This is a genomic window from Anaerobacillus arseniciselenatis (assembly GCF_001865995.1).
GTDB classification, from domain to species: domain Bacteria; phylum Bacillota; class Bacilli; order Bacillales; family Anaerobacillaceae; genus Anaerobacillus; species Anaerobacillus arseniciselenatis.
This window is the reverse complement of the sequence record NZ_MLQQ01000040.1, coordinates 166702-193525: the sequence shown is the minus strand read 5'-3', so window position 1 is coordinate 193525 and position 26824 is coordinate 166702. Positions and strand designations below refer to the sequence as shown.

24 protein-coding genes are annotated in these 26824 nt (G+C 35.4%); 20 read left to right on the top strand and 4 right to left on the bottom strand.

Going from position 1 to position 26824, the window contains the following annotated elements:
• Positions 1–77: 77 nt before the first annotated feature.
• Positions 78–449: a PilZ domain-containing protein gene (locus tag BKP35_RS14150; protein ID WP_071314006.1), complete on the bottom strand. Its 372-nt coding sequence runs from the start codon at positions 447–449 to the stop codon at positions 78–80.
• Positions 450–847: 398 nt separating this feature from the next.
• Positions 848–1552 carry a Crp/Fnr family transcriptional regulator gene (locus tag BKP35_RS14145; RefSeq protein ID WP_071314005.1) on the bottom strand — a complete coding sequence of 235 codons (705 nt, stop codon included), beginning with the start codon at positions 1550–1552 and terminating at the stop codon, positions 848–850.
• 160 nt (positions 1553–1712) lie between these two features.
• Between BKP35_RS14145 and pcp the strand changes: the two genes are divergently transcribed.
• The 13 genes from pcp (at position 1713) to BKP35_RS14080 (ending at position 15680) form a co-directional block, all read left to right on the top strand.
• Positions 1713–2330 carry a pyroglutamyl-peptidase I gene (gene pcp / locus BKP35_RS14140; RefSeq protein ID WP_071314004.1) on the top strand — a complete coding sequence of 206 codons (618 nt, stop codon included), beginning with the start codon at positions 1713–1715 and terminating at the stop codon, positions 2328–2330.
• A gap of 312 nt (positions 2331–2642) precedes the next feature.
• Positions 2643–2939, top strand: a complete 297-nt coding sequence (locus BKP35_RS14135; RefSeq protein WP_071314003.1) for an IDEAL domain-containing protein — start codon at positions 2643–2645, stop codon at positions 2937–2939.
• A gap of 450 nt (positions 2940–3389) precedes the next feature.
• Positions 3390–5231 carry a hypothetical protein gene (locus BKP35_RS14130; RefSeq protein ID WP_071314002.1) on the top strand — a complete coding sequence of 614 codons (1842 nt, stop codon included), beginning with the start codon at positions 3390–3392 and terminating at the stop codon, positions 5229–5231.
• A 12-nt stretch (positions 5232–5243) separates the two neighbouring features.
• Complete coding sequence (locus BKP35_RS14125; protein WP_071314001.1) at positions 5244–5513, top strand: STAS domain-containing protein; 270 nt, start codon at positions 5244–5246, stop codon at positions 5511–5513.
• Positions 5514–5572: 59 nt separating this feature from the next.
• Positions 5573–5896, top strand: a complete 324-nt coding sequence (locus BKP35_RS14120) for a response regulator (RefSeq protein ID WP_337959650.1) — start codon at positions 5573–5575, stop codon at positions 5894–5896.
• A gap of 15 nt (positions 5897–5911) precedes the next feature.
• Positions 5912–8032 (top strand): chemotaxis protein CheA, encoded by a 2121-nt coding sequence (locus tag BKP35_RS14115; protein WP_071314000.1) that lies wholly within the window; start codon positions 5912–5914, stop codon positions 8030–8032.
• Complete coding sequence (locus BKP35_RS14110; RefSeq protein WP_169819234.1) at positions 8022–8846, top strand: CheR family methyltransferase; 825 nt, start codon at positions 8022–8024, stop codon at positions 8844–8846. The genes BKP35_RS14115 and BKP35_RS14110 overlap by 11 nt, the downstream gene beginning before the upstream one ends.
• Positions 8847–8862: 16 nt before the next feature.
• Positions 8863–9462 (top strand): hypothetical protein, encoded by a 600-nt coding sequence (locus tag BKP35_RS14105; protein WP_071313999.1) that lies wholly within the window; start codon positions 8863–8865, stop codon positions 9460–9462.
• A 43-nt stretch (positions 9463–9505) separates the two neighbouring features.
• On the top strand, positions 9506–10573 hold the full coding sequence (locus BKP35_RS14100) for a protein-glutamate methylesterase/protein-glutamine glutaminase (protein WP_245741973.1): 1068 nt from the start codon (positions 9506–9508) through the stop codon (positions 10571–10573).
• 62 nt (positions 10574–10635) lie between these two features.
• A complete protein-coding gene (locus tag BKP35_RS14095; RefSeq protein WP_071313998.1) occupies positions 10636–12720 on the top strand; it encodes a methyl-accepting chemotaxis protein in 2085 nt (694 codons plus the stop codon).
• A gap of 16 nt (positions 12721–12736) precedes the next feature.
• The gene (locus BKP35_RS14090) at positions 12737–13279 is read left to right on the top strand and encodes a chemotaxis protein CheW (RefSeq protein ID WP_071313997.1); all 543 of its coding nucleotides are present in this window, start codon (positions 12737–12739) and stop codon (positions 13277–13279) included.
• 30 nt (positions 13280–13309) lie between these two features.
• Positions 13310–13618 (top strand): STAS domain-containing protein, encoded by a 309-nt coding sequence (locus BKP35_RS14085; protein ID WP_211274632.1) that lies wholly within the window; start codon positions 13310–13312, stop codon positions 13616–13618.
• A 28-nt stretch (positions 13619–13646) separates the two neighbouring features.
• Positions 13647–15680 (top strand): SpoIIE family protein phosphatase, encoded by a 2034-nt coding sequence (locus tag BKP35_RS14080; protein ID WP_071313995.1) that lies wholly within the window; start codon positions 13647–13649, stop codon positions 15678–15680.
• 192 nt (positions 15681–15872) lie between these two features.
• Here the strand turns inward: BKP35_RS14080 and arsA are convergent, their stop codons facing one another.
• Positions 15873–17636: an arsenical pump-driving ATPase gene (arsA, locus tag BKP35_RS14075; RefSeq protein ID WP_071313994.1), complete on the bottom strand. Its 1764-nt coding sequence runs from the start codon at positions 17634–17636 to the stop codon at positions 15873–15875.
• Positions 17637–17802: 166 nt separating this feature from the next.
• A complete protein-coding gene (arsD, locus tag BKP35_RS14070; RefSeq protein WP_071313993.1) occupies positions 17803–18165 on the bottom strand; it encodes an arsenite efflux transporter metallochaperone ArsD in 363 nt (120 codons plus the stop codon).
• Positions 18166–18371: 206 nt separating this feature from the next.
• Between arsD and BKP35_RS14065 the strand changes: the two genes are divergently transcribed.
• The 7 genes from BKP35_RS14065 to accB all read left to right on the top strand — a co-directional run bounded on the left by BKP35_RS14065 (position 18372) and on the right by accB (position 26819).
• Positions 18372–18710 (top strand): ArsR/SmtB family transcription factor, encoded by a 339-nt coding sequence (locus tag BKP35_RS14065; RefSeq protein ID WP_420534834.1) that lies wholly within the window; start codon positions 18372–18374, stop codon positions 18708–18710.
• A 19-nt stretch (positions 18711–18729) separates the two neighbouring features.
• Positions 18730–19797, top strand: coding sequence for an ACR3 family arsenite efflux transporter (gene arsB / locus BKP35_RS14060; RefSeq protein WP_071313992.1), 1068 nt, complete (start codon positions 18730–18732; stop codon positions 19795–19797).
• 230 nt (positions 19798–20027) lie between these two features.
• A complete protein-coding gene (gene arsC / locus BKP35_RS14055; RefSeq protein WP_071313991.1) occupies positions 20028–20447 on the top strand; it encodes an arsenate reductase (thioredoxin) in 420 nt (139 codons plus the stop codon).
• Positions 20448–21175: 728 nt separating this feature from the next.
• Positions 21176–23158: a methyl-accepting chemotaxis protein gene (locus tag BKP35_RS14050; protein WP_071313990.1), complete on the top strand. Its 1983-nt coding sequence runs from the start codon at positions 21176–21178 to the stop codon at positions 23156–23158.
• A gap of 1076 nt (positions 23159–24234) precedes the next feature.
• Positions 24235–25581: an acetyl-CoA carboxylase biotin carboxylase subunit gene (accC, locus tag BKP35_RS14045; RefSeq protein ID WP_071313989.1), complete on the top strand. Its 1347-nt coding sequence runs from the start codon at positions 24235–24237 to the stop codon at positions 25579–25581.
• 84 nt (positions 25582–25665) lie between these two features.
• Complete coding sequence (locus BKP35_RS14040) at positions 25666–26280, top strand: TetR/AcrR family transcriptional regulator (RefSeq protein ID WP_071313988.1); 615 nt, start codon at positions 25666–25668, stop codon at positions 26278–26280.
• Between the two features lie 20 nt (positions 26281–26300).
• Complete coding sequence (gene accB / locus BKP35_RS14035) at positions 26301–26819, top strand: acetyl-CoA carboxylase biotin carboxyl carrier protein (protein WP_071313987.1); 519 nt, start codon at positions 26301–26303, stop codon at positions 26817–26819.
• Positions 26820–26824 lie beyond the last annotated feature (5 nt).

The window sequence follows — 26824 nt, the reverse complement described above, 5'->3', positions numbered from 1 at the left end:
CAAAAGTTCCCCCATTGGAGCTTTTAAATAGTCTTTTTTATTAATTTTTAATAATATTTAGCAGTGAGAAAGCTCGCCTATGGTTTCTCCAATATATTATTTTTGGCATACAATTTTAATTCATCAATTAATAAACGTGTATCTTCATCTGTACTTTGATGCTGAAGTCCATAATGAAATCCGTTTCCAACGTCTTTCTTCCAAATAATTAATGCAGGTAGCTTAATTGTATTTTTATTTAAAGTGAATTCAATCTGAAATATGATGTTTTTTTCAGAAGGTATATCTAACGGTGAGAAAAGCTTTAATCCACTAGGGCTTAGGTCAAGAATTAATCCTTCGCTAGTACTACTATCATGCTTAACTCCATCTATATTTATAATTTTGAAAAGGCATTTAAATTCTTCAGTAAATTCATAACGAAACGTTTCTTCGCGTTTATATTTCATTCATTTTTCCCACCTTTAAACAATCTACCTAGGAGCTTTTACTACTCATAAGTTTATTTCACATGGAAATGAACAAATTGTCAAGAATTTTTCTTTTATCGCATCTGAGTGAATTTCATAATTACCTAAAATGAGCCATATCAAACTATATATAGTTGCGAGCGATTTAACGCAACTACAGACAAAACAAGTGTCAGACACCGTTTCACCCCTACATATAGACATACATTAAAGCCTTTTTGTCTATATAAAGTAGTTTGCGCGTGGTGTCAGACACTTTTGCCCACCCTCTAAGATAAAGAAATACAATATTAAAGTCTGCGATCTCGATTGTGAATGGACTTGTGGTTTGCTATTTTCACAACGCCTGTGGCCCAGTCACAACAAGAAGGCTTTTTTTATAATTTACATTCACTAAAAGTGCAGTATTCACAACGTAAGTGTTCTTGTAAATAACCAATTTGATGGATGGTAATATATTTCGAGTCGACCGATATAATATTTTCGCTAATTAGACTTTTTAACATTCGACTCACACTTTCTCTTGTAGCTCCTACATAATTAGCTAATTCTTGATTAGTTAGTTTTTTATTAATAAAAATACCGTCCTTGTTGACTTTTCCATGACTGTTACTTAACCTAATTAATATTGAGTAAAGTGCTCCCGTTTTTCCACAAAAAATAAGGTCGCGAAATTGGGCTAATATATAATTGTTATGTGCTGAAAACCATTTCATAAACGCTATAGCAATGTCCCCGTTTTCAGTGCATATTTCTTCTATAGTAGAGCGGTCGTAACGTATCATTATTGCGTCACTAATCACTTCAGCATTAAAGCTAATTTTTAGGCTATTGTACAAGCTTAATTCACCGACTAAATCACTTTTTTCTTTTAGTTCAAAAAATAATACTTTTCCTTCTGCTGATGTTTTGCTTAAGCGTATTTTTCCAGACTGTATTAAGTATATGTGGTTAGGCTCGTCTCCTTCTAAGAATAAAGACGTGCCTTTTTGGACGGAAATTTCGGTTCCTTTTGATAACAATAATTGTTGTTCTTCCTCACGCAATCCATCAAAGAAGGTTAATTTTTTCTCTTTTTTCACGCTACCCCCCCCTCCTAATTTACAGGACCATTTACCTCTTCAATTAAAGGTATCATATAACTATCGAAAACTCTGTGAATAAAATAGTAATTTTCTTTTTTAGAAAAAGTACTTTATAATAAAAGTAACTAAGAAATAGACAATAAAGGGAGAGAAAACGATGAAAGTTTTAGTAACAGGGTTTGAGCCTTTTGGCGGAATGACGGTCAACCCTACTGAAAAAATGGCCAATACTCTTCAAAAAGAAGGTATTCAAGGGGTAGACATTGTAACTACAACATTACCTGTTGTCTATGAAGATTGTGTAAAACAACTCATAAAAAAAGTTGTATCTGAAATCCCAGACTTTATTATTTGCTGTGGTCTTGCATACGGTCGAGCAGCAGTAACCGTCGAAAGGATCGGTATTAATATAAAAGACACAGCCGGTGAAGGCTTAAAAGGAGATAATCGAGGCGATAAGCCAATAGATGAAAAAATTTTTCCTGAAGGGCCAGATGGGATTTTTTCAACTTTACCAATTCGAACGATTGTTAATGAACTTAAAAACAGTGGAGTTCCAGCTCAAATTTCAAACAGTGCTGGGACATATATATGTAATAACACTTTTTATGGCATTTTACATTATATCGAACAAAACAAACTAAATATCAAAGCAGGATTTATTCACTTCCCTGCTACTCCAAAAATGGTCATTGACAAGCCGAATACTCCAAGCATGTCATTTGAAACTCAACTAAACGCATTAAAGATCATCGTACAATCTTTAACAAAATAATGGTTTATTTATAAGACATTAAAACTATAGGCATTGAGAGGATTTATCTTCTTAATGCCTATTTTTATATGAAAAAAAGGAGGGTGATTTTCTGAACGAGCCTCCAAAACTCGTTAGAGGTTTACAGCGAAGAGAGGGATATTGCTCGTTCTTTTACATATTAGATGGTGACGATTATCTTCATGAACGTTTTGTATGAAAATGAGTTTGAGATAAGTAACATTAGGGTATTGTATTGTAAAGTAACTAAAAAATCTGAAAGTTGAAAAAAATAAACAAATTGATTATAATAAGAGAAAAGGAGGGTTTTATATGGAAAAGTATGCGATCAACAAAAACATGTTAAGGCAACTCTCTTTAATGAAAAACCATAGTGGGCCTTCTGCAGAGATCTTTGATTCCTTATATGCACAAATGGTAATTGAGGTTTCGGTTTACCAATATCAAAAATCAAGTATTCAAAAAGAGGTTGATTATACTTTAGAAATAGGTGATAAAGCCCAATTTGAAAAGCTTACCGAAAAGTATAATAAGTTTTTAGCTAAGTATAAAGATGGAATTACATGTCGAGAACAAGGTTTTGAGTTTACAATCCAATTAGAAGAATAGCATCTTTTTTAGGCTTCTACCGAATTGATTGGTAGAAGCCTTTGATATTTTATCCTAAGTAATTATTACATAATATTGGTGGAAGTTATTACTCACGGGCGAGTTTCGCAAACGACCGTTACGATATTTCGCGAAATGAAATTTATGACGAATGTGTAAACATATCCTACTAATTTAAAATTAATGGTAATATAGTAATAGGAAATTAAATCTAGATATTTTGGTATTTAATGAATTTCATAATTCATATTATCGCCATTACGTATCTATATGTAGTTGCGTTAATTCGCTCGCAATTACATATAGTTTGATATGGCTCGATTTAGGTAATTATGAAATTCACTCATTACACATTGAAGGAATTGTTTATATAAATCTGGCTTAAAGTTACATGTGGCGATATCGTAAAAGATGCTGCTATAGTTATTTCCTTTTTTGGAGGTGTAAATATTGGATGCTAATAGGTTAACAAAAAGAGTAACTGGAATTAATCAGCATCTTCAGCAATTTATCGATCAAACAGAAGACATTTATGGATGTATATATGCGAGGTTACCAGAAATTGAAACAGAAATTGCGCTAAATGCTGAAGAAATGGAAATATTAATAAACTACTTTGTTTACAATGAAATGTCTGATGAAGAAACTGTGGGAAATAAAAATGATGCCTATCGATTAGCACAACTTCTTCATGATATGAGAGATAGTTTTTCAGTTTCGATAATGAATATGTTTGATGAAAAGAAGCTGAGTAGAACAATCGAGAGGTTTCTTACAAACAATGATTCTTCTGAAGTAGATGGACTTGAACAATTAATGCAGATTATTGAAGAAATAAAGGAGCATATTACAGATATCGAAATTGTTTCGATGAACGCGATTATACACTCGACCCGTCTTGGTGATCGCGGAAAAGCGTTCGGAGTAATTTCAGAGAATATAAAAGACTTTTCGAACCAAATAGAAGGTCAATACGGAGTCATATACGAGCATTCAGCTAAGTTAAGTTCTTGGAAAGATGCGTTTACAGAAAAATTAAGTCATATGCTTAAGTATAGTGATCAGCTCTCAAATATAAAAGTAGAAGAGTTTCAAAATTTATTTAATGAAGTTTTTGACTCACTCAAGACGGTTAGTCAATTGTTACGAGAAGCCAACTATAATATTGAGTTAGCGGTAAAACCTGTTCAAGACTTAATGATTGCGATTCAAAGCCAAGACTTAATTAGACAAAGTTTAGAAAGTGTTACTAACTGTTTAAATAGTATATTTGAAGGAATAGATAGTGTTTCATTACAGGCTGAAGAACAGTATGAAGATCAATTAAATTTTTTAACTTTTGTTGAAAAAGTAATTGATCTATCTATTAATTTGTTATTAAGTATACAAGATCAAATAGAACAATCGCTCCGAAAAGTAGAGGAACCGATTTTGACAATAAAAGCAAGCTTAGATGATACGTATGAAGAAAGTAGTTTAGTGGCCGAATTTTTAAGTGGTGATCGTCCCAATGACAACAATACAATTGAAGAGATTTTTATTAAAGTAAAAGGGTTTATTCAAAATTTCAAAAGAGAATTAGATACATTAAAAAGCGACCTTGTAAGCTTTAATGAAATTGGTGATTTTTTTTATACGGAAATGACACAAATTGAACAACAATTTAATGTGATTAAAAATAAAGTAGGTTACTTGCAGCGACTAAACATTTTGAGCAGAATTGAACTTGCTAGATTAGATGGAGAAGTAGGCGCTTTTGGCAATGAAATTGAACGGATTTCTGAAAGAGTTATTAATGATGTTAATAAAAACGAGCAGTTTGTGATCGATTTAAAAGCAACGTTATCAGGAGATCTAAACCAATTTTTTGAGATGCTAAAAACGAATGAACATATGATTGAAACAATGTACGATACTGCACAGCAGTCGTTACAAAATTTAAATATGATACAACAGTTAGTCCTGGATGCTGTACAACCAGCTGGAGAAACTGGAAAAAAGTTAATCGAGGAAGTTGATTACCTAACTTTAAAGATGAATCAAGGAAAAGAGTTACCATCATCTTTACAATTAATAACTAACGATTTAATCGAGCTTTCAGAAGAAGTCGGAAAAAGTAAACTAGCAACTTTGGAAAAAGCAAACTTACAAGAGTGGTCGACGACGGATAAAGAATTAAATGAAATTATTGAACAACTTACTACATATTACGACCGAGTCGCAGCTAGTAATGTCTTAGAAGATGAAGAGTACGATGTAGGTGATGAGGGCGGAGAATTGACCTTATTTTAAGGAGGAGAGGCGATGTATGCTGTTGGCGAATCAATTTCAGTATTTAATTGTATAGAAGTTCAAGAAGAACTTCTTCAATATGTCGGTGATAATGAGAAGTGTCAAATTGATGCAGCTCGTTTAACAGACCTTGATACAGCTGGTCTACAATTACTAATTTCACTAAAAAAACATTGTGACAGCAATAATCTATCATTTGAAATCATCAATATGCAAGAACCGATTTTAACACTACTCAATAAATTGAGCTTAGAAACAATACTAATAAAGGAGAATATTTAACTTATGAGTAAATTTATTTTTATTGTAGATGACTCAAGAACGGTAAGAGCTTCCGTAGAATATACATTGAAAAAAATGGTTACGTAGTAGAAACGGCTGTGGATGGGCAAGATGGTCTACAAAAACTAGAACAACTTCAACAACAAGGGAAACGACCGGCGATGATCATTTCCGATATTAATATGCCTAATTTAGACGGTATTGGATTTATTAAAGAAGTAAAAAAGAAGCCACAGTTTAAATTCGTTCCAGTCTTAGTACTTACGACAGAATCACAAGATAAGAAGAAAATGGAGGGAAAGCAAGCTGGAGCTGCAGGCTGGCTTGTTAAGCCGTTTCAGCCTGATCAATTAGTTGGAGTTGTGAAGAAATTTGTTCGTTAATGTGAGGTGACTGTAATGAGTGATGATATGATTGAAACTTTTCTTGAAGAAACGATGGAAAACCTAGAAGTTCTTGAAGAAGGGTTTATTGAATTAGAAAAAAGTCCCGAAGATAAAGAGTGGGTCGATTCTGTTTTTAGAGCGATGCACACCATTAAAGGTGGGGCAGGTTTAATGGGTTTTGAGGCGATTAGTGAAATCGCCCACCATTTAGAAAATGTATTAGATCAAATTCGTGAGGGTAGCAGTTCATATAGCGATGAAGTTGCAAATGCAATGTTTCGAGGCTATGATCTATTAAAGCAAATGGTAAGTGACGGCGATTTAGAAGGAAGCACAGTACAAGGAAAAATGAACTATTTAAAAGAGCTCATTTCAGATTTATCTATTGAAATTAATAAGGAGACTATAAGTACTACTAATTGTACAGATAACCCTTCTGAAAAAAATAATTTTTATAAGCTTGAACTAAATTTCCAACCTGATATTTTTGAAACCGGAACGGATCCTTTAATGCTTATTTATGAGCTTGAGGAAGTTGGAGAGCTATTACAAGTTTTTTCGAAAACTGAAACGGTTCCAGAGTTACGAGAACTAGACCCCCATCAATTTCATTTAAGTTGGACGGTCTTCTTAAAATCTACTGAAAGTGTTGAAGCAATTAAAAATGTTTTTATTTTTGTATTAGACGAAAATGATATTCAAATTGATGATATTACTAGTAAAGCACATGAATGGTTTAAAGGGGATCGAGGCACGAAAGAGCTATTAATTACGAATGGAACGCTTACATCGCAATATATTGAAGGCGCATTCGAAAAGTTAAAGAACGTAGGTATGATGCTTGAGGAAGCCGGTATTTTACAGTTACAAAAAGATAGTTCACTTCAAAAAGAAACGAGTTCGAAAGCGAATATTAAATCATCGAACTCTAGTAATACGATCCGCGTAGAAACGGAAAAACTTGAAAATATTTTAAACCATCTAGCAGAACTCCTTATTGCCCAATCAAGAGTTAAATCATTAGTAACGACAGGTGTTCAAAATGGGAAAAAGGAGCAACAAAGAGAGGTATTGAATGCTTTTGAGGAAGTAGATAAAATTATTCGTATTGTTCAAGAAGAAGTGATGAACACGAGTATGATCCCGATAGGAGCAACGTTTATGCGTTTCCAACGGATGGTTCGGGATCTCGCTTTAGAAAAAGAAAAAGAAATTGAACTTGTCTTAAACGGTAAAGAAACCGATTTAGATAAAAAAGTAATTGAACAAATTACCGATCCCCTAAAGCACTTAGTAAGAAATGCTGTTGACCATGGAATTGAACTCCCTGAAGAAAGAGTGGCCAAAGGTAAACCGAGAGAGGGTACAATCGAGCTTAATGCTTTCCACCAAGAAGGAAGCATAGTGATTGAGATTATTGATGATGGGAAAGGGATTGATGAGGAAGCGGTTTATGAAAAAGCTTTACAAAAAAATCTGATTTCCCCTGAGGATCAATTAACATCAGAAGAGATCAACTTATTACTATTCAAACCAGGATTTTCAACTGCAAATACGGTAACAGATATATCAGGACGCGGTGTAGGATTGGACGTCGTAATGACAAATATCAAAAACTTACGTGGTGTTGTCAATGTATATTCCGAAAAAGACAAAGGAACGACGATCAACATTAAGTTGCCATTAACTTTGGCGATTATTGATGGAATGATGGTAAGAATTGGTGATGAACGGTTTATCGTTCCCCTAAATTTCATTTTAGAATTTATAAAAGCCGAAGAACAACAAGTGCTTAAAGTAGAAGGAAAAGAAACGATTATTCATTTACGTAATGAATACGTTCCTTATACTGGTCTTCATAAAATTTTAAATGTTGAAACTGACATAAAAAAGCCAACTGACGGAATCTTAATTATTATAAAAAATAATGAAAGAAAAATGGCTGTTCTCGTTGATGAAATTTTAGGTCAGGAACAAGTGGTCATAAAGAGCATTAAAGAAAATATGGAACAGACTGAGGGGATTGCCGGTGCTACGATATTAGGAGATGGTAACGTAGCTCTAATCCTTGATATTCCTACGTTATTTAATGTTTCTACTAAAAATAATGAGAAGGTTGCCTATGGAAAATGAAAATTTGTCCCTTAGTAATGAAGAGTTCCAAAAGCTTAGAAGTTTCGTACTACGCTCAATTGGAGTTAACCTTTCAGATGCAAAGCGTGCTCTAGTCATCTCAAGGTTGTCAAAACATATTAGGAAAAAAGGTCTTCATTCTTTTACACAATATATAAATATAGTAGAACAAAATGAACAAGAAAAAGAAAAGTTGTTTAATTTAATTACGACGAATGTGACAAACTTTTTTCGCGAAGTCCATCATTTTCACTTTTTAACGAATGAATTTATTCCAAGTCTTATGACAAAGCAAGGAAAAGTAGTTAGAGTTTGGTCAGCGGCTTGTTCTTCTGGGGAAGAGCCGTATTCAATTGCAATGACATTGGAAAGCGCACTAGGAAAAACAAACATGGATTATAAAATTTTAGCTTCGGATGTAAATACTGAAATGCTTCAAAAAGCAAAGGCTGGAATTTATCGTCATGAAGAAGTGAAAGGAATTTCTTACGATCATTTAAAAACCTTTTTCAAATTAGGACAAGGAGAAAATAAAGGACTTTTTAAAATAAAAGAAAATGTCCAGAAAAAAATTGTCTTTCAACGAATTAATTTGGTTGGAAATGAGCGTTACCCTATAAAAAATAAGCTCGATATTATTTTTTGTAGAAATGTATTTATTTATTTTTCTAAAGAAACACAAAAATATCTATTAGATCGCTTTTACGAGCAACTTTCCCCCGGTGGAATATTAATTTTAGGGCACTCAGAGTCAATCGCAAATCATCCGAACAAGTGGCGTCTTATTCATAAAACGATTTACAAAAAAATTTAATTATGGGGTTTTTTTATTGAAAAAAACATTTAATAAAAAATTTAATCGAATAGTTTATGAGATTTTTGCGGGTGATTATTTTGTCACAGATGAGAAAAATATAATGTTATCCACACTGCTAGGTTCATGTGTTTCGGTTTGTTTGAAAGACAAAGTTAGTGGCATTGTTGGAATGAATCATTTCATGCTACCTGCTTCTGTGAAAAAAGAAGAATTCATTATAAGTGATGATGCTCGTTACGGAATGTACGCAATGGAGAAAATGATCAATGATATGATGAAGTTAGGAGCAAGAAGAAGTTCACTAAGAGCTAAGGTTTTCGGTGGTGGGGAAGTGTTAGGAACAAAGATCAACAGTGTTTCTAAGTCGAATATTCATTTTGCGATGAATTATTTGAAAATGGAGGAAATTCCAGTTCTTTCATATGATGTTGGTGGTAAAGTCGGTAGAAAGTTATATTTCGTCCCCGAAACTTTTGACGTATTTATTAAGAAAATTGGTCAAGAGGCAAGGTTAGCTGAAGCGGTCCGTGCTGAAGAAAGCTACTTACACCAAATGAAACGATCAAGAGCTGAAAAAGCAACATCAGCTAACAACTTAACCTTATTTGAGTGAGATTACTCAAAACTCAAAACTCAAAACTCGTAAGGAGGTGGTTTTGATAGGCAACAAGATTAAAGTGTTAATTATTGATGATTCTGCTCTTGTCCGTGAATTATTAAAACGAATATTATCAAAAGATCAAGAAATTGAAGTTGTCGGTTCAACTGTTGACCCGATTTATGCGATAAAAAAATTAAAAGAATTTAAGCCTGATGTCATTACGTTAGATTTAGAGATGCCAAGGATGGATGGTTTAACCTTTTTAAGAAAATTAATGGCGGTTATACCTACGCCTGTCATCATTATAAGTTCACGTGCTGAAAAAGGAAGTGAGATTTCTTTAAAAGCATTAGAATTAGGAGCTATAGATGTCGTTTTAAAGCCGTCGGCAATGTTACAATCTTCATTTTTCGATATTGAAGAAGAGATCATTATTAAAGTGAAAAGTGCTGCTAAAGTTAATATGACGGAGTTGAGGAAGCAAGCTAGGAAAAAGATAGCATCAAGAAACGAAGTAACGCCTGCGACAATTCAATTACTACAATCAAACACAGATAAAATAATTGCGATCGGTGCTTCTACTGGAGGAACAGTTGCGATTAGATCCATATTAGAGCAATTACCAGCTAATTTACCAGGAATATTAATCGTTCTTCATATGCCAGTAGGCTTCACAAGTTCGTATGCCGAAAGTTTAAATGCTTCTTGTAGATTAACAGTAAAAGAAGCGGTTAATGGTGAGTTGCTTCGAAAAGGGTTTGCTTACATAGCTCCAGGTGGAAAACATATTTTATTAAAGAAAAGTCATCAAAAAGGTTATTTTATCAGCCTTGAAGAAACACCACCTGTAAACCGTCATCGTCCTTCTGTAGATGTTTTATTTTCATCTGTTACGAGAGAAGCAAAGAATAACTGCATTGGTGTAATACTAACTGGGATGGGGAATGACGGTGCCAACGGTTTAAAAGAAATGCACGACAATGGGGCATGGACAATTGCTCAAGATGAAAAAACATCGATCGTTTATGGAATGCCAAAACAAGCGATCAAATTAGGGGCAGTTGATGAAGTTATTCCTTTGCAAGAAATGCCAAATGCAATCGTACAAGCATTACAAAAATAATCCATTGTAGAAAGAGAGCTAAAAGAAAATATATTGAAAAACCTTTCTAGGGAGTTGAAGATATGAAAAAGAAATTTTCTTTAAATTTAAGTCTTAAAGTAAAAATGATCGGCCTATTTTTATTAGTTGGAATTCTTCCACTAATCGTTGTTAGTTTTTTAAATTATAACGCTGCAAGTAATAACGTTAGAGAAGAAATTTTAGCTAAAAATAATATGTATCAAGAATTAGTTAGCTCAGAACTCGATGAGTATTTTGAATTTAGAAAAAGAAATGCTGAATTGTTAGCAGAAACACCAGGAGTTTATCAAAGTTTGCAAGTTCTAGTTGAACAAAATGGTGACACTACAAGCTCAGAGTGGTTGGAAAGAGAAGCGGTATTATCGGAATTAGTTGATTCAGCCGTAGAGAAGATGGATTACTTGTTAATGTATTTTACAGATGTAGAAGGAAATGTTATCTATAGTGATTATCGCGATTTAATAGGCCAAAACATGTACGATCGTGACTACATTCAACGTGCGATTCAAGGTGAAAGTTACTGGTCAGCGTTGTTTCATTCAGGGGTTGTTAATGATAACGTTTTAGCGGTTGGTGCTCCAATTCGTGAAAATGGTCGTACTGGTAATGTTACCGGTACATTAAGTGTCGTCGTAGACCAAGCGAGATTAGACGCTGTTGTTCACGCAGGGCTTTCATCATTAGGAGAAACGGCAGATGCTTACTTAATCGACGCAGAAGGAACATTATTAACGAATACAATGTTTGGTGAGTATCGTTCGAATGCGGCATTAAATGAATCTATAAATACTGACGCAGTAAGAATGCTTGGGCCGCAAATACGCTCAGAAAATCATGCGTTTACAGAGGCAGTCGAATATTTAGATTACGAAGGAACACCTGTAATTGGAATGATCGGCGTCTTAAATTTAGGTGATACTCCAGCAGGGTTGATCGTTGAAGTTTATCAAGAGGAAGCGTTTGCTGGGTTAGTAAGTATGAGAAATATGATTTTTATTATTGCGTTAATCGCGATTCCAATTATTGCTGTGGTAGGATTGTTTATTTCGCAAAGCCTTTCTAAGCCGATTAAAGAAACACAAGAGATTGTTAGCTTAATAGGTGAAAATGACTTTAGAGAAAAAGCTACCGTTTATACTAACGATGAAGTTGGTCAAATGGCGAAAGATTTAAATCAAACGATCGATAATTTATCAGAAACGATCTATAGGGTAAGGAATGCCTCGGATACAGTTTCGCATGGTGCCGAAGAAATTGCTTCAGGTAACCAAGATTTATCACAACGTACCGAAGAGCAAGCATCGTCGTTAGAAGAAATTTCATCAACAATTGAAGAAATGACATCTTCATTAGAGGGCTCTGCAGCGAATGCCAATGAAGCTGATCACATTTCACAACAAACGATGGGTATCGTTCAATCTGGAGAAACGGTTGTTGTTGATTTACGTGAGGCAATGTCAGAAATCACAAAAGGAAGTAATGAAATTAGTGAAATTATTTCAACCGTAAATGATATCGCCTTCCAAACGAACTTACTAGCTTTAAATGCTGCTGTTGAAGCTGCAAGAGCAGGTGATCAAGGAAGAGGATTTGCTGTTGTTGCTGCAGAAGTTCGTAATCTTGCAGGCAGAAGTGCTGAAGCTGCAAAAGAAATTTCAAAGTTAATACAAGATAGCATCGTTCGAGTGGATAAAGGAAACGAGCTTATGACCTCAACAGAGAAGGTTTTAAAAGAAATTGTTGAAAATACGCAGCGAACAACAGATGTTGTTGGTGAAATCGCCGCTTCTTTAAAAGAACAGTCGATGGCAGCAGGGGATATTCGCTCAGCCATTGAAGAGCTAAACCAAGTAACGCAGCAAAATGCTTCACTTGTTGAAGAGATTGCTAGCTCTAGTGAGAATATGATGAGTGAATCTGTTGAATTGTCTAACTTAATCGGGGTATTTAAGCTAACTAATGATAAAGGTACCATAATACAACCACAAAAAAAGTTAGTGAGCACAAATACTGTGAAAGAAAAGGATAAAGAACCTTTACCGACACGCAAAAAGCATCGTTCTGAACAAGAGTCAAATCAAGAAGATGATTTTGACTTTAACGAAGATGACTTTGAAAAGTTTTAAAAAGGAGGCAAAACTCATGAGTAGTAACCAACAATCTCATCCGATATTAAATCACCAGCTTATGAATGCCTCTCGGGATAATCAATTTGTAACTTTTCAAGTTGGCGAAGAGTTTTATGGCATTGAAATTATGATCGTTCAAGAAATTATTCGTTATAAAAAACCAACGAGAGTGTTTAATACCCCCCCTGTCATTAAAGGTGTCATTAATTTCAGGGGGGATATTATCCCGATCATTGATATGAATATTAAATTTAAGTTGCCGCCTAAAGAGTATGATGAATATACGGTCGTCATAGTTGTTGAAGTTAAAGGAAAGACGATGGGGATCATTGTTGATCGAATTTCTGATATTTTAACGTTTGAAAAAGAAGAAATTAAAGTTGTTGATAATGAGTTAGCTGAAGATATGAAAACAAACTATTTACGAGGGTTAGTTGATACCGACGACCGTGTTATAATGTTGTTAGACCCTTTTAAACTACTATCTTTTGAAGAACTTAATCAAATCACAGAAATGACTGAAAATGAAGCGGATACAGATAAAACTGAAAAATAGTTAACAAATAAAATAATAGGGGCGATGATAATGGAACAAATCAAAAATGGTAACAGTAAAGTAACATTAATTCCAGAAGGAAGAATCGATGTCGTTAATTCGCAAAATTTAAAACAAGAATTATTAAACTTATATAATGATGGAGTGAATGAAATTATCATTGACTTTTCAAAGATTACTAGTATTGATAGTTCTGGACTCGGAAAATTACTTTTGTTTCAAAAAAAGTTAAAAGAACGTGGTGGGGAATTACGAATTATAAATGTAACGAACGACTATATTCAAAATATGTTTAAAATGATCCATCTTAATAAAGTCATTAAGATTGAAAATATGTAAACACATTTCAAGCCGAGGAGCTTTTTGTATGGAGGCAAACATAAAAGTATTAATTATTTGTAAGGATGAAGGAGAGAGTTGCCCCCTTCTTCAATTATTAAATGAGGACAAAGCTATTGTCTGTTCAACAATGACTAGTTTCGATGACGATATTTTATACAATAATAATCTTGCACCTTATCTTCTAGAAAACGAGGTTGACACGATTATTTTATGTGATAGTTTTCAACAACTAAGTATTTTACAAACGATTAAACTGTTTAAAGAAAAAGATATATTAATACCGATTATTGTAATTTCAAGTCGTAATGAAACTAGTTTAGCCGTCGAAGTTATGAAAGCCGGTGGAGAAAATTTTTTAGTAAGGGACGAATTATCTGCCAGTCGACTCATTGATACAGTTTACAGTGCCTTACAATCACGGGAAGAGCAAAAACAGTTGAAAAAGGTTCGTATAGAAAACCAAAAACTTTCACAAACAATTGAACAAAGTCCAGTATCTATCGTCATTACAGATGCTAAAACAAATAAAATTGAGTATGCGAACCCCATGTTCTCAAAGTTAACTGGTTATTCTTTACTAGAAGTAATCGGGAAATCCCCAAGTATTTTAAAGTCTGGTAAAAAAACAGCTAATGAGTACAAACACTTATGGGAAACAATCTTATCCGGATTGACATGGAAAGGTGAGTTTGTTAACCGAAAAAAAGACGGTAGCCTTTATTGTGTAGCGGCGACGATAAGTCCGATTAAAATAAATAATAGTGAAACAACTCATTTTGTTGGTATTCACCAAGATATTAGTCAGCAAAAAAAAGCAGAACTTGATCTGAAAAGTTATGCAAGAAAGCTTGAAAATAAAAGTGAAGAGCTTGAAAGTGCCTATGAATCTATTGAGGAAAATATTCACAGGGCAAGAAGGCTGCACCGTCACTTTTTCCCTAAAAGCTTTCCGGAAATGGAAGAAGTTCAACTTGACGCATTTTATGAACCTGCTGATAAAATTGGTAGTGATTATTACAACTTTGTTAAGATCAATAATCAACTGATTATATACGTTGTAGACGTATCAGGCAGTGGGATTAGCGGGGCTTTTATTAATATTTTTATTAGACAAAAGATTAACCGTTTTCTTTATGTTGAAGAAGGAGTAGAACGTAAAAAAGTCTCACCGAAAGAAATGCTCAATTTTTTAGCAGAAGAATTTCTGAAAGAAAATTTTCCAGAAGAATATTATATATGTTTTTACGTTTGTGTTTTAGACCTTGAAACGAAACTGTTAACGTACAGCAATGCTGGTATTCAAGTTCCACCTGCATTAATTAAAAATGGCGAACTTTATTCGTTAACACTTGGTGGTCTACCCATTAGTCGGATGATTGATATAGAATTATTGAGCTATGAAGAAGAGACCGTTTTATTTGATGAAAACGCAACGCTTGTTATAGCGACTGACGGTCTTGTTGAAAGTGTTGAAAATGGTAACGGTAATATGTACGGTATTGAGCGTTTTCAAGAAATAGTCCGTAATTATTACTTCTTACCACCGAAACAGTTAAAAAACGTGATTAATTCAGATATTCAGCCGATTATCGATGCACAATATCCGAACGATGATATTACTTATGTCATTATTCAACAGAATTTTGAAGTAATTGATAAAAAACAGTTTATTTCTAAAAGTGATTGTAATGATGTTGAGTGTATTGTAAGCGTTGTGACAGATTGGCTTCAAACGTATACTGTCGATGTTAATAGCCTTCTAATTGGATTTACAGAAATGCTTTACAATGCCATTGAACATGGAAATAAGTTTGATCAAACGAAAAATGTTGTAATCGATTTTGAAATGTTAAAAACACATTTGTTAATTACGATTGAAGATGAAGGCGCAGGGTTCGATTGGCGCAACCGCTTAAAGAATCAGCTTGACCTTATGAATTTTGAAGAGCGTGGTAGAGGAATTATATTTACAAAAGCTTCGTTTGATTACGTCACCTATAATGATATAGGAAATAAAGTTTATTTGTATAAAAGATTAGATATTAAACAGAGGGTCTAACATTATAGATCATGACGATTAATCGTCTTGGACAGTTGGTTTGTTGTTAGTTGGAAAGGAAAGCCCTTGATTTTACATCTTAAATGGTGACGTAATGCCGGGTTGGGATTTTGTATGAAAAAAAGGCGAATGATTTCGTGAAGGAAATTGTCCGCCTTTTTCAACTTAGAAAGGGATTTTTATACTTTCTTTTCAAATTAATTTTTTTAAGCTGTCGATGCCAATCGTTTCTTCAGCTTGCCAAGGGACGATGACGCATTTAGTAGAAAGTTCATTTTTCACTTTGCTAATCCATTGTTCTTCAGCAATCGCCCTTCCTTGAAGAATCGGATCTTTTGAATTTGCCCTTTGAAAGCTTTGGTTAATAATCCACCATTTCGGATAAATCTCAGCTCTTCTTAAATCTTCTTGGAGTCTGCTTGCCTCAAACACAGGTGTTGCTTCTGGTAATGTCACTAATACGACTTGAGTAACTGCTTCGTCACGAAGCCTAGGCAATAGTTTTTTGACTGATTCAGGCATGTCACCGTTAGAGCGCGTCACTTCTTTATGGTAAGATTCTGCCGCATCCAGAAGAAGTAATGTATGCCCAGTAGGAGCGGTATCAATGACGACAAACGCATCTTCAGCTTTATCGACGATGTTCGCAAAAGCTCGAAAAACCGCAATTTCCTCTGTACAAGGTGAACGTAAATCTTCTTTAATATATTCCAAGCTTTCTTCATCAAGCGTATCACTAACTTTATTTAACACTTCATCACGGTACGCTTCAACCTCATGTTTAGGGTCAATTCTACTTACAGAAATATTTCCATCTAGGTTAGTATCTTTTAAAACCGTGGATAGATGAGCGGCTGGGTCCGTCGTTGTTAAGTGGACTTTATGACCTTTTTCAGCAAGTCCTAGAGCAATGGCAGCTGCCACCGTCGTTTTTCCAACGCCACCTTTTCCCATCGTCATAATCACGCCAGAAGTTTTCTTAGAGAAAGAATCAATCATTGTTTTTAACTCTGGGATACTTTCAGCGGCAAGATCTTTTGTTTCAAGTCGATTGCTCAAATCTATAGGTTCAAAAAATTTTTTGAGTGCTTCTAAGCCAGTCAAATTAAATGGCACGAGTGGCAGATGAAACGTTTTTATAGTTTTTAATGATTCGCTCAACGTAGTTAATGCTTGTTGTTGGCGAGATTGTAATTGCTTAGCAATGAGATCGCTCTTGTTAGCGGCCGTAAAAACACCGTTAATAATCAGTGCCTGGTTTTGAATCCCTAACTCACGCAGTTCATTGGAAGCACGCTCAGCTTCATTTAAGGCAGAAACCTCTGGTCTAGAGACTAAGATAAGGGTTGTTTCATTGCTATCTGCTAGTGCTGATACAGTTTTAGCGTAAAGTTCTTTCTTTTCAGCAAGACCGCTTAGTGGCCCTAAGCAAGAAGCACCTGTTGTGTTATCTTCTAAAAAAGAACTCCAAGCAGTAGGTAATTGCAAAAGTCGTAACGTATGTCCGGTAGGCGCGGTATCAAAAATAATATGGTCAAATGATTTTGTTAAATCTTCGTTAGATAGTAAGTTAGTAAATTCATCAAAAGCAGCAATTTCTACAGTACAAGCTCCTGATAACTGTTCCTCCATATTATCGATCGCCGTTTTTGGAAGCTTTCCGCGGTAGGGACCAATGACACTTTCCCGATAGTCTTTCGCCGCTTGTTCAGGATCTAAGTTAGATGCAAATAAATTGTTGACATTTTTTATGGCTTTTGGTTCATTTGTTAATGACTCTTCAAACACATCTTCAAGATTTGAGGCAGGATCGGTACTAACGATAAGTACTTTCTTTCCAGCATCAGCTAAAGCAACTGCCGTGGCGCAAGCAGTTGATGTTTTACCAACCCCACCTTTACCGGTGAAAAAGAAATGTTTTGTGTTAGACAGTTTGCTTGGGTGAAAAATTTCCATGTAATAACAACCTTTCTTAATTGCATTAAAATAATGGTGAAAAGAGTCTTGAAATTAGGAAATACTGCTCGAAAAGCACATACCGATTTTCCCCCGACGCCTAGATGAATAGGTTCCTTCGAAACAAAACTCACAATAACTCAAAACTCAAAACTCAACACTCAAACTACTCCGTTTTAAAATCAATCGTCTTCGCAGGCTTTTTTACTTCTAGTTCACTTACATCAATATTTAACCAAGAGGCTAATTCTGTCTTTGTTGGATAGTTATGTGTTTTAATGACTTTTCCGTCAACGACAGTCGCAGGCAGTGCATCGACTCCTTCAGCTTCCATTAGCAAACTAATTTCATTGTTTAATACATACGGTTCAGCATTTTGGCCTAAATTATGTCTAACGACGTCATAGCCTTTATTTTTTAGAGTTGCGACATCTCTAGCGATACGAGTAAGTTCTGGATCTACACCAGGTCCACAAACTCCCGTTGGACAGCATAAAGCTGGATCAAAAATTTCAATTTTTTTCGACATTTACATAAACCCCTTTTTAGTTTAGTTTTTCATAAAAAATTTTTTATATTAACTTTACTCTTGACCGATGCTAAGTGAAATGGAACCTTACAGTTGAATCTCGGTCAAGATTTAACTTAGTATTAGTGTAACATATTTTTTATTGACATATAAGCATATACTTATATAATTATAAGAGAAATTAAAAAATATAGGGAGTGCTGCGAATGGAGAAGATCCCAATAGAGAAATTAGCTACGGTATTAAAGTTGTTAGGAGATAAGACAAGATTGACGATTGTAAGTTTGTTAAACGAAAGAGAGTGTTGTGTTTGTGAGTTCGTTGAGCTTCTCGATATGAGTCAACCTTCAATTAGTCAACATGTCCGCAAATTAAAAGATGCCAATATTATTAAAGAGTCGAGAAAAGGACAGTGGATTTTTTATTCGTTAAATAAAGACAATGAATTTTATCCTGTGATCATCTCCGTTCTTCAACATGTTCCGCATCAAGAAGAGAAATTAATCCAATTAGAGAAATTAGGGAAAACGATCATTTGTGATTAAAACAAAAGGAGTGGGAGAAATGACAAATGAAAGTACAGATGGAAAAGGGATAGGTTTTTTTGAACGATATTTAACAGTTTGGGTCGCGCTCTGTATAATTGTCGGTGTGGCAGTAGGACAATGGATACCAGCTGTTCCTGAAACATTAAGTCAGTTTGAATATTATAACGTATCGATTCCTGTTGCGATACTTATTTGGTTAATGATCTATCCAATGATGGCACAAATTGATTTTACGAGTATTGTCAATGCAGGGAAAAAGCCAAAAGGTTTAGTGGTTACGTTAGTAGTAAACTGGCTAATTAAGCCATTTACGATGTTTTTCTTTGCATGGTTATTTTTTAAAGTTATTTTTGCACCATTTATTTCGGGGAACTTAGCAACAGAATATATAGCAGGTGCTGTACTTTTAGGAGCGGCTCCTTGTACAGCAATGGTATTTGTTTGGAGCTATTTAACTAGGGGAGATGCAAGTTATACGCTCATTCAAGTGTCGGTCAATAATATCATTTTGATTTTCGCTTACGGACCAATTGTCATGTTATTACTTCGTATTAACAATGTCGTCGTCCCTTATGAGACAGTTTTATTATCAGTCGTTTTATTTATTATTGTACCATTAGTTGCTGGATACGTTTCGAGGGTTGTATTAATAAAGAAAAAAGGTATCGAGTGGTTTGAGCAAGTTTATTTAAAAAAGGCAGGTAAGTTTACAATCGTTGGTCTTTTGCTGACGCTTGTGATTATTTTCTCATTCCAAGGAGAGGTAATTTTAAATAATCCATTCCATATTGGACTAATTGCTATTCCATTAATTATTCAAACGTTTGTTATCTTCATTATTGCTTACTATTGGGCCAAAAAATGGCGACTTGAACATAAAATTGCCGCACCAGCATCGATGATTGGTACGAGTAACTTTTTTGAATTAGCAGTTGCTGTTTCTATTGCGTTATTCGGTTTAAACTCAGGTGCAACATTAGTAACTGTCGTAGGTGTCCTTGTTGAAGTACCGCTAATGCTCTATTTAGTTAAAATTGCTAACAACACAAGACATTGGTTCCCAGAGCCGAAAGTAGCTAAGTAAAAAAAGGTTAATAAAATTTCCTACCCAAATTTTTGATTAAGCTTACTTGAGAATTTCATAATTACCAAAAATGAGCCACATTAAACAATATATAGTTTGCGAATGGTTTTGACGCAACTATATATTGATCGTAGTGGCGAAGATAACCAATTATGAAATTCATTGACTTGTTCAAAAAGCAAGTTAGGTTTTATATAAACGCAATTTAAAGAAAAAGGAGAATATTTTATATGTCTAAAAAAACAATTTATTTTTTATGCACAGGTAATTCTTGTCGCAGTCAAATGGCGGAAGGTTTTGGTCATTATTATTTAGGGGATGAATGGGATGTGTATTCTGCTGGGATTGAAGCTCATGGTGTAAATCCAAATGCAGTCAAGGCAATGAAAGAAGTAGATATTGATATAACTAACCAAACTTCTGATACAATTGATCCAGAAATTTTAAACAAAGCAGATTTAGTAGTCACACTTTGTGGGCATGCAAACGATGTTTGTCCTGCGACACCGAAAAATAAAGAACGAGTTCATTGGGGCTTTGATGATCCAGCCAAAGCAGAAGGAACTGACGAAGAAAAATGGGCATTTTTCCAACGTGTTCGCGATGAAATAGCTGCTCGCATTAAGACATTTAAAGAAACAGGAAAATAAAATAGTTTTACTTAATGAATTTCATAATTCAATATTTTCGCCATTAAGTAACTATATGTAGTTGCGCTAAACCGCTCGCAACTACATATAGTTTGATATGGCTCAATTAAGGTAATTATGAAATTCACTCACTTAAAAGGAAGAGGCTTTCAAAAACAAGTGACACCGCTAAACATTTAAATATAGACGATGTTATATATACGTTTATATTTAGATAGTTCCGTGTGGTGATCAAACACTTATGGAGCCTCTTTTTTTTGTTGAAAAAAGGCGGATGATTTCATGAACGAGCCTCTGAGATTCGTAAGAAGTTGCTCCTGCGGTTACTCGTCGCAAAGCGGCATGATGCCTATTCTAAGAAGTGTAACATGATGTGATTGAGGTCAGTAGCTTCACTGCGAAGTGAGGGAACGTGTCCGCCTTTTCATATTAGGTGGTGGCGGAATATCCGCCATGAAGGTTTTGATGAAAAAAAGAACGAGTGATATCCTGAACGAGCCTCTAAAATTCGTTAGAAGATTACAGCGAAGTGAAGGAAATTGCTCGTTCTTTTAAATATTAGATGGTGACGAATTATCGTGACGAATTAGCGTCATGAGAGTTTTGTATGAAAAAATACTTTACATTTATAGTGAAAAGTTAGAATATTAAGATAAGGGTATATGATTTTATTGTAAAATCAATATTTTTTATAGCAAAATTCAAATTTAAATAGGGGTGATGCATGAGTGAAAAGTTTACGAACAAAATTATTAGTTGTCATTGTACCTATTTTAGCTTTATCACTTTTATTAGTAGGATACATAAATCACGAAATAGCGAGAGGGATGTTAGAAACTGAGTTTTTAGAGAAAACAGAAAGTGAATTGTTAAGATCTCAGAGTGATATTAATAGTTTTTTTCAAGAGAAAATGAAGGAAATAGAAGTGATTGCAAATACTGAAACTTTAAAGACGATGGACGAAGCGTTGATTATGCCGTATTTAAAGCAAGAGTTTGATCGATTAGGTGAATATGAAATGATGCTTTTCTCAGATGTTGGAGGAAATGCGATTTCAACAGAGGGCGATGAAGCACGAGTTACCGATCGACCTTATTTTAATCAAGTATTGGGGACACAGCAAACGGCGATTTCGGAACCACTTGTTTCACGAGTTAGTGGCGAAACGGTCGTAGTCATAGCTTCTCCAATTAATTATTATGGGGCGACTCAAGGTATATTAATTGTCACGTTACCAATAGATGATGTCGTACAGTTTGTCACTTCGTTTACGATAGGTGAGAGGGGTTACTCATATTTATTTGACCACCGTGGCACAATGATCGCTCATCCAGATGAAAGTTTACTCATGGGCGAAAGTTTATTTGAAACAGCTAGCGAAGAGGTTGTTGATTTTTCCAAATTAGCACTAAATGGTGAGACAGGTCACATCATTTATGATGATCACGGTGAACAAAGCTATGCTTTTTATACGAATATTCCAGTAATGCAATGGGGGTTTGTCATCTCAGCACCGGTTTCTGAGGTAACCGGAGGTCTTTCACATTTAAGGTTAATCATGGGAATAACGACTGTGGCTGTATTGGCCGTAGCGGTTGCAATCGTAATGATCTTTGCAAGAAAATTAGTGAAACCGATAAGGAAGTTAACTTATTTAACGACTAAAGTAGCTTCTGGTGATTTAACGATTACGGCAGATCAACATTCTAAAGACGAGGTTGGTCAACTAGCAATAAATTTTAACGATATGGTTGAAAAAGTTAAACTTTTATTAAAAGAGATTCATAACGTTTCAGGAACATTGAATCACTCTTCTGAAGAGCTTTTACAGTCGAGTGAGGAAATTAAAGCATCGACGGAGCAAATTAGTGAAACTATTTCTCAAGTTTCAGAAGGTTCTAATGAAATTACCGATTCGGTATTAGACACTACACAGCAAATGGGAGTAATGATGGAAGCCTTAGAAGAGATTTCGACATCTTCCAATGATGTAATATCAACCTCTACTCAAAGTAAGGAAACGACTGAAAAAGGTACAATTTATGCAAATGATGCAGCAAAGAAAATGGAAGAGGTTAACATAACGGTGCATGAAGCTACGAAGTTGGTACAAAACCTTGACAAAAGTACAAAAGAAATAAGTAATTTTGTTAATATTATTACTAACATTGCTGATCAAACGAATTTATTAGCCTTAAATGCTTCAATTGAAGCGGCTCGTGCGGGCGAGCATGGAAAAGGTTTTTCTGTAGTTGCTAATGAGGTGAGGAAATTAGCGAACGAAACGAGTGAATCGTCCGTTGAAATTACTAAGCTAGTAAAACAAACTGAGGAAGAAAGTCAAAGAGCGGTTAAGGCCATTTTAAAAGGATCATCCGCTGTTGACGATGCAACTTCTACGGTACGTGAGGCTGGTGCTTCATTTGAAGAAATAGCCGCTTACGCAGAAGAAGTTCTCGAAAAAAATCAAAAAATTAATGTTTCCGTTCAAAAATTAAATGACATCGGTAATGGAATTAGCCAACAGATGGAAAGCATATCAGCTATCACAGAAGAAGCCTCTGCGAGTACTGAAGAAGTAAATGCAGCTAGTAGCGATCAAGCTGGTGCCGTTACCGACATTACAAATGATGCTAGTAAACTTTCAAATTTAGCAAACGAATTGCAACAATTACTACAACAATTTAAAACCGAGAAGGGTGACAAATAAAACGTTGAAACCAATAGACAATTAATTAATGTTCTATGTCAGCAAGAAGCGTCACACGAAGCTTCAATTGAAGAGTTTAATATAATTAACAAATGGCAGGTATGGAATCCAATCCATGCCTGCTTTGTGCTGAAGAGCATTTGGATTGGAGAGTATGAGGCAAATTGTTACGTGTTATGGGGGTGATGCGCAGTAAAACAGGGGGTGATGTGCAAATTAGTGTAAGTGCCCTAATCGTACGCTACATCAGCTAAAGGGAACGTAAGAATTTCTCGCGTGACGTAACCGAGCTTCTCATCAACTAAAAAGGCACGCAAGATGATCTCGCGCGCCCAAACAATGCGTCACATCACCCAAAAGGTGACGCGAGACCTTCTCCCGCGCCCGAACAAAGCGTCACATCAACTAAAAGGTAACGCGAGACCTTCTCCCGCGCCCGAACAAAGCGTCACATCACCCAAAAGGTAACGCGAGACCTTCTCCCGCGCCCGATCGAAGCGTCACACTCACCAAAAGGTAACGCAAGATCTTCTCCCGTGCCCGAACAAAGCATCGCACTCACCAAAAGGTAACGCAAGATCTTCTCCCGTGCCCGAACAAAGCATCGCACTCACCAAAAGGTAACGCGAGACCTTCTCCCGTGCCCGATCGAAGCGTCACACTCACCAAAAGGTAACGCAAGATCTTCTCGCATGCCCGACCCCATAAGGAACCCAACTACAGCATACTCTCCCCATAATGCATACTACCGAGCGAGTGCGAATTATTGCGCACTCCCCCCATAATGCGTACTACCGAGCGAGGCGAACTAATGCACCTCCCCCATAATACGCAGCACTATGATACTTTCTTTACTAGTTCCATTAGTCTTACGTACGAACTTGAAGCCTTCTGCGAAAGCGATCTTATACTTTTTCAAAAATTTTCTAACAATAAATATTGACAAATATTCATTATTTTCGTAAAATTCAGTTAGGTAATAGACTGACTAGTCGGTCGAAAGTGTGGTCAGCAAGAGAAGGTGAGGCTCTTACCGAAATATTAATAATGTTTCTAATTTGAGATGAGGTGAAAGGATGTTCAAAAAAGTATTAATTGCCAATCGTGGTGAAATTGCTGTACGAATTATTCGCGCATGTCAGGAATTAGGTATTGCAACAGTTGCCGTTTATTCAACAGCGGACAAAGAAGCCCTACACGTTCAACTAGCAGATGAAGCTTATTGTATTGGGCCTCACTTATCAAAGGAAAGTTACTTAAAGCAAGTGAATTTATTAAGTGTAGCTACAATTACTGGTAGTGATGCGATCCATCCTGGTTATGGGTTTTTAGCAGAAAATGCTGAGTTTGCTGAGATGTGCGGGGAATACAATATAACCTTTATCGGCCCATCAGCTGAGGCGATTTCGAAAATGGGAGCAAAAGCAGTAGCACGTGACACGATGAAAGCAGCTGGAGTTCCAATTGTACCTGGTACTGATGGAATCATTGAAGAGTTAGATGAGGCGCTAGTAACCGCTAGAGAAATTGGTTACCCAGTCATAGTTAAAGCGACTGCCGGTGGTGGCGGTAAAGGAATGCGTGTTGCTGAAACCGAAGACCAATTACAAAAAGCAGTATCGATGGCACAGCAAGAAGCAGAAACAGCTTTCGGTAATGCTGGAGTTTATTTAGAAAAATACGTAGAGGAACCAAGACACGTTGAAATCCAAGTGTTAGGGGATTCCCACGGCAACGTCATTCATTTAGGAGAACGTGATTGTTCTATCCAAAGACGTCACCAAAAATTAATTGAAGAAGCACCGTCACCTGCATTAGATGAATCGCTTCGCAGGCAAATGGGTGAAGCTGCATTAAAAGCTGCAAAAGCAGTTGATTATTGCGGAGCTGGAACGGTTGAATTTTTATTAGATAAACATAAAAATTTCTATTTCATGGAAATGAATACACGTATACAAGTTGAACACCCAGTAACAGAAATGATTACAGGTGTTGATTTAATAAAAGAGCAAATCATGGTAGCTGCAGGTTACCCATTAACGATTAATCAAGAAGATATTGAAATAGATGGCTGGTCGATTGAATGTAGGATCAATGCAGAAAACCCTAGGAAAAACTTTATGCCTTCTCCAGGGAAGATCGAATTATACCTTCCACCAGGTGGTTTAGGAGTCCGGGTTGACAGTGCTGTTTATCAAGGCTATGCGATACCACCATTTTACGACTCAATGGTTGCAAAATTGATCGTTCATGGGAAAACACGTGAAGAAGCGATCGCAAGAATGAAGCGAGCTTTGAAAGAATTCATGATTTCAGGAGTAGAAACGACGATACCGTTTCATTTGGAGTTACTTGAACATGAAGACTTTAAAAATGGTGATTTCGATACGAAGTTTTTAGAGAAAAACACTATTTTATCGTAAGAACAACAAGTAGATAAGGCATATTCTCCTATACTGAGGCTGTATAACCTTCAAGTAAAAGTAGGAAAAAGTGGAGGCGATTTTGTGGCAGAAAACACGAAAGAAAAAATTACAGAAGTAGCACTCCAACTTTTTGAGCAAAATGGATTTCATGCAGTAACCGTTGATAAAATCGTTAAAACGAGTGGAGTAAGCAAGGGGGCATTTTATCATTACTTCAAATCGAAAGATGAACTTCTGTACAGTGTCCATGATTATTTTATTACGTACGTTCTTGATAAAGCGAAAGAGGCGTATGAAACATGTGATACACCAACAGAGCGTTTAAATGCTACGATCAAATCTTTTGTGATGATGTTTGATATGTATCGTCCCCACGTTACAGTTTTTTATCAAGAAAGCTTATATTTAGCTCCAGAATATTTTCAAAAAATAAAAAAGAAGCGTGATCAATATAAAGAAATGATGTTCAAAGTAGTTGAAGAAGGAATAGAATTAGGAGAGTTTAGAAAAGAACTACCTGTTCCAATTACATCAATGGCTGTTTTTGGCATGATCAACTGGACGTACAAATGGTATAAAACTGATGGGCAATACACAATTCAGGAAATCGCTGATCTTTATGCCGATTTTGTACTTCATGCAACGTTAACAACTGAAGCTTTACAAATATATCGTAATCTATTAATTAATAATTAAGATTAGAGAGGATGAAAGTTATGTTTAAAATTACTGATTTGAGAGAATTAATTCGTGCGGTAGATCGTTCAAATATTGATGAGTTAATCGTAAAAGGTGAAAATAATGAGAAAGTTGAAATTCGTAAAAAAGGTGCACAAGTTGTCGGTACTGATCAATTGGAAGCGGTATCAACGCCACAAGTAGAAGTAGCTACACAACCAACAACTCCACCGGCGCCACAACCACAAACCGTAGCACCGACACAAGTAGAAGTGAAAGCAGAAGAGCCACCTGCACCCGCTGCTACTGCAGATGAGAACTTACACAAAATTACGTCACCAATGGTTGGGACATTTTATGGAGCACCATCACCAGATGCTGATAACTATGTTAAAAAAGGTGATAAAGTAACGAAAGATTCTGTCGTTTGTATCGTAGAAGCAATGAAATTAATGAATGAGTTAGAAGCTGAAGTTGAAGGGGAAATTGTTGAAGTTTTAGTAGAGAATGGTCAGTTAGTAGAATACGGCCAACCACTTTTCTTAGTGAAAGCTTAATATTA

What these genes read in the sequence shown, in the direction of transcription:
- BKP35_RS14150 (WP_071314006.1), bottom strand. Translation starts at nt 449, where the DNA reads ATGAAATATAAACGCGAAGAAACGTTTCGTTATGAATTTACTGAAGAA.
- BKP35_RS14110 (WP_169819234.1), top strand. Translation starts at nt 8,022, where the DNA reads ATGGAAAATGAAAATTTGTCCCTTAGTAATGAAGAGTTCCAAAAGCTT.
- arsA (WP_071313994.1), bottom strand. Translation starts at nt 17,636, where the DNA reads ATGGAAATTTTTCACCCAAGCAAACTGTCTAACACAAAACATTTCTTT.
- accC (WP_071313989.1), top strand. Translation starts at nt 24,235, where the DNA reads ATGTTCAAAAAAGTATTAATTGCCAATCGTGGTGAAATTGCTGTACGA.
- BKP35_RS14080 (WP_071313995.1), top strand. Translation starts at nt 13,647, where the DNA reads ATGGAGGCAAACATAAAAGTATTAATTATTTGTAAGGATGAAGGAGAG.
- arsB (WP_071313992.1), top strand. Translation starts at nt 18,730, where the DNA reads ATGACAAATGAAAGTACAGATGGAAAAGGGATAGGTTTTTTTGAACGA.
- BKP35_RS14085 (WP_211274632.1), top strand. Translation starts at nt 13,310, where the DNA reads ATGGAACAAATCAAAAATGGTAACAGTAAAGTAACATTAATTCCAGAA.
- BKP35_RS14125 (WP_071314001.1), top strand. Translation starts at nt 5,244, where the DNA reads ATGTATGCTGTTGGCGAATCAATTTCAGTATTTAATTGTATAGAAGTT.
- BKP35_RS14135 (WP_071314003.1), top strand. Translation starts at nt 2,643, where the DNA reads ATGGAAAAGTATGCGATCAACAAAAACATGTTAAGGCAACTCTCTTTA.
- arsC (WP_071313991.1), top strand. Translation starts at nt 20,028, where the DNA reads ATGTCTAAAAAAACAATTTATTTTTTATGCACAGGTAATTCTTGTCGC.
- BKP35_RS14095 (WP_071313998.1), top strand. Translation starts at nt 10,636, where the DNA reads ATGAAAAAGAAATTTTCTTTAAATTTAAGTCTTAAAGTAAAAATGATC.
- pcp (WP_071314004.1), top strand. Translation starts at nt 1,713, where the DNA reads ATGAAAGTTTTAGTAACAGGGTTTGAGCCTTTTGGCGGAATGACGGTC.
- accB (WP_071313987.1), top strand. Translation starts at nt 26,301, where the DNA reads ATGTTTAAAATTACTGATTTGAGAGAATTAATTCGTGCGGTAGATCGT.
- arsD (WP_071313993.1), bottom strand. Translation starts at nt 18,165, where the DNA reads ATGTCGAAAAAAATTGAAATTTTTGATCCAGCTTTATGCTGTCCAACG.
- BKP35_RS14115 (WP_071314000.1), top strand. Translation starts at nt 5,912, where the DNA reads ATGAGTGATGATATGATTGAAACTTTTCTTGAAGAAACGATGGAAAAC.
- BKP35_RS14065 (WP_420534834.1), top strand. Translation starts at nt 18,372, where the DNA reads ATGGAGAAGATCCCAATAGAGAAATTAGCTACGGTATTAAAGTTGTTA.
- BKP35_RS14090 (WP_071313997.1), top strand. Translation starts at nt 12,737, where the DNA reads ATGAGTAGTAACCAACAATCTCATCCGATATTAAATCACCAGCTTATG.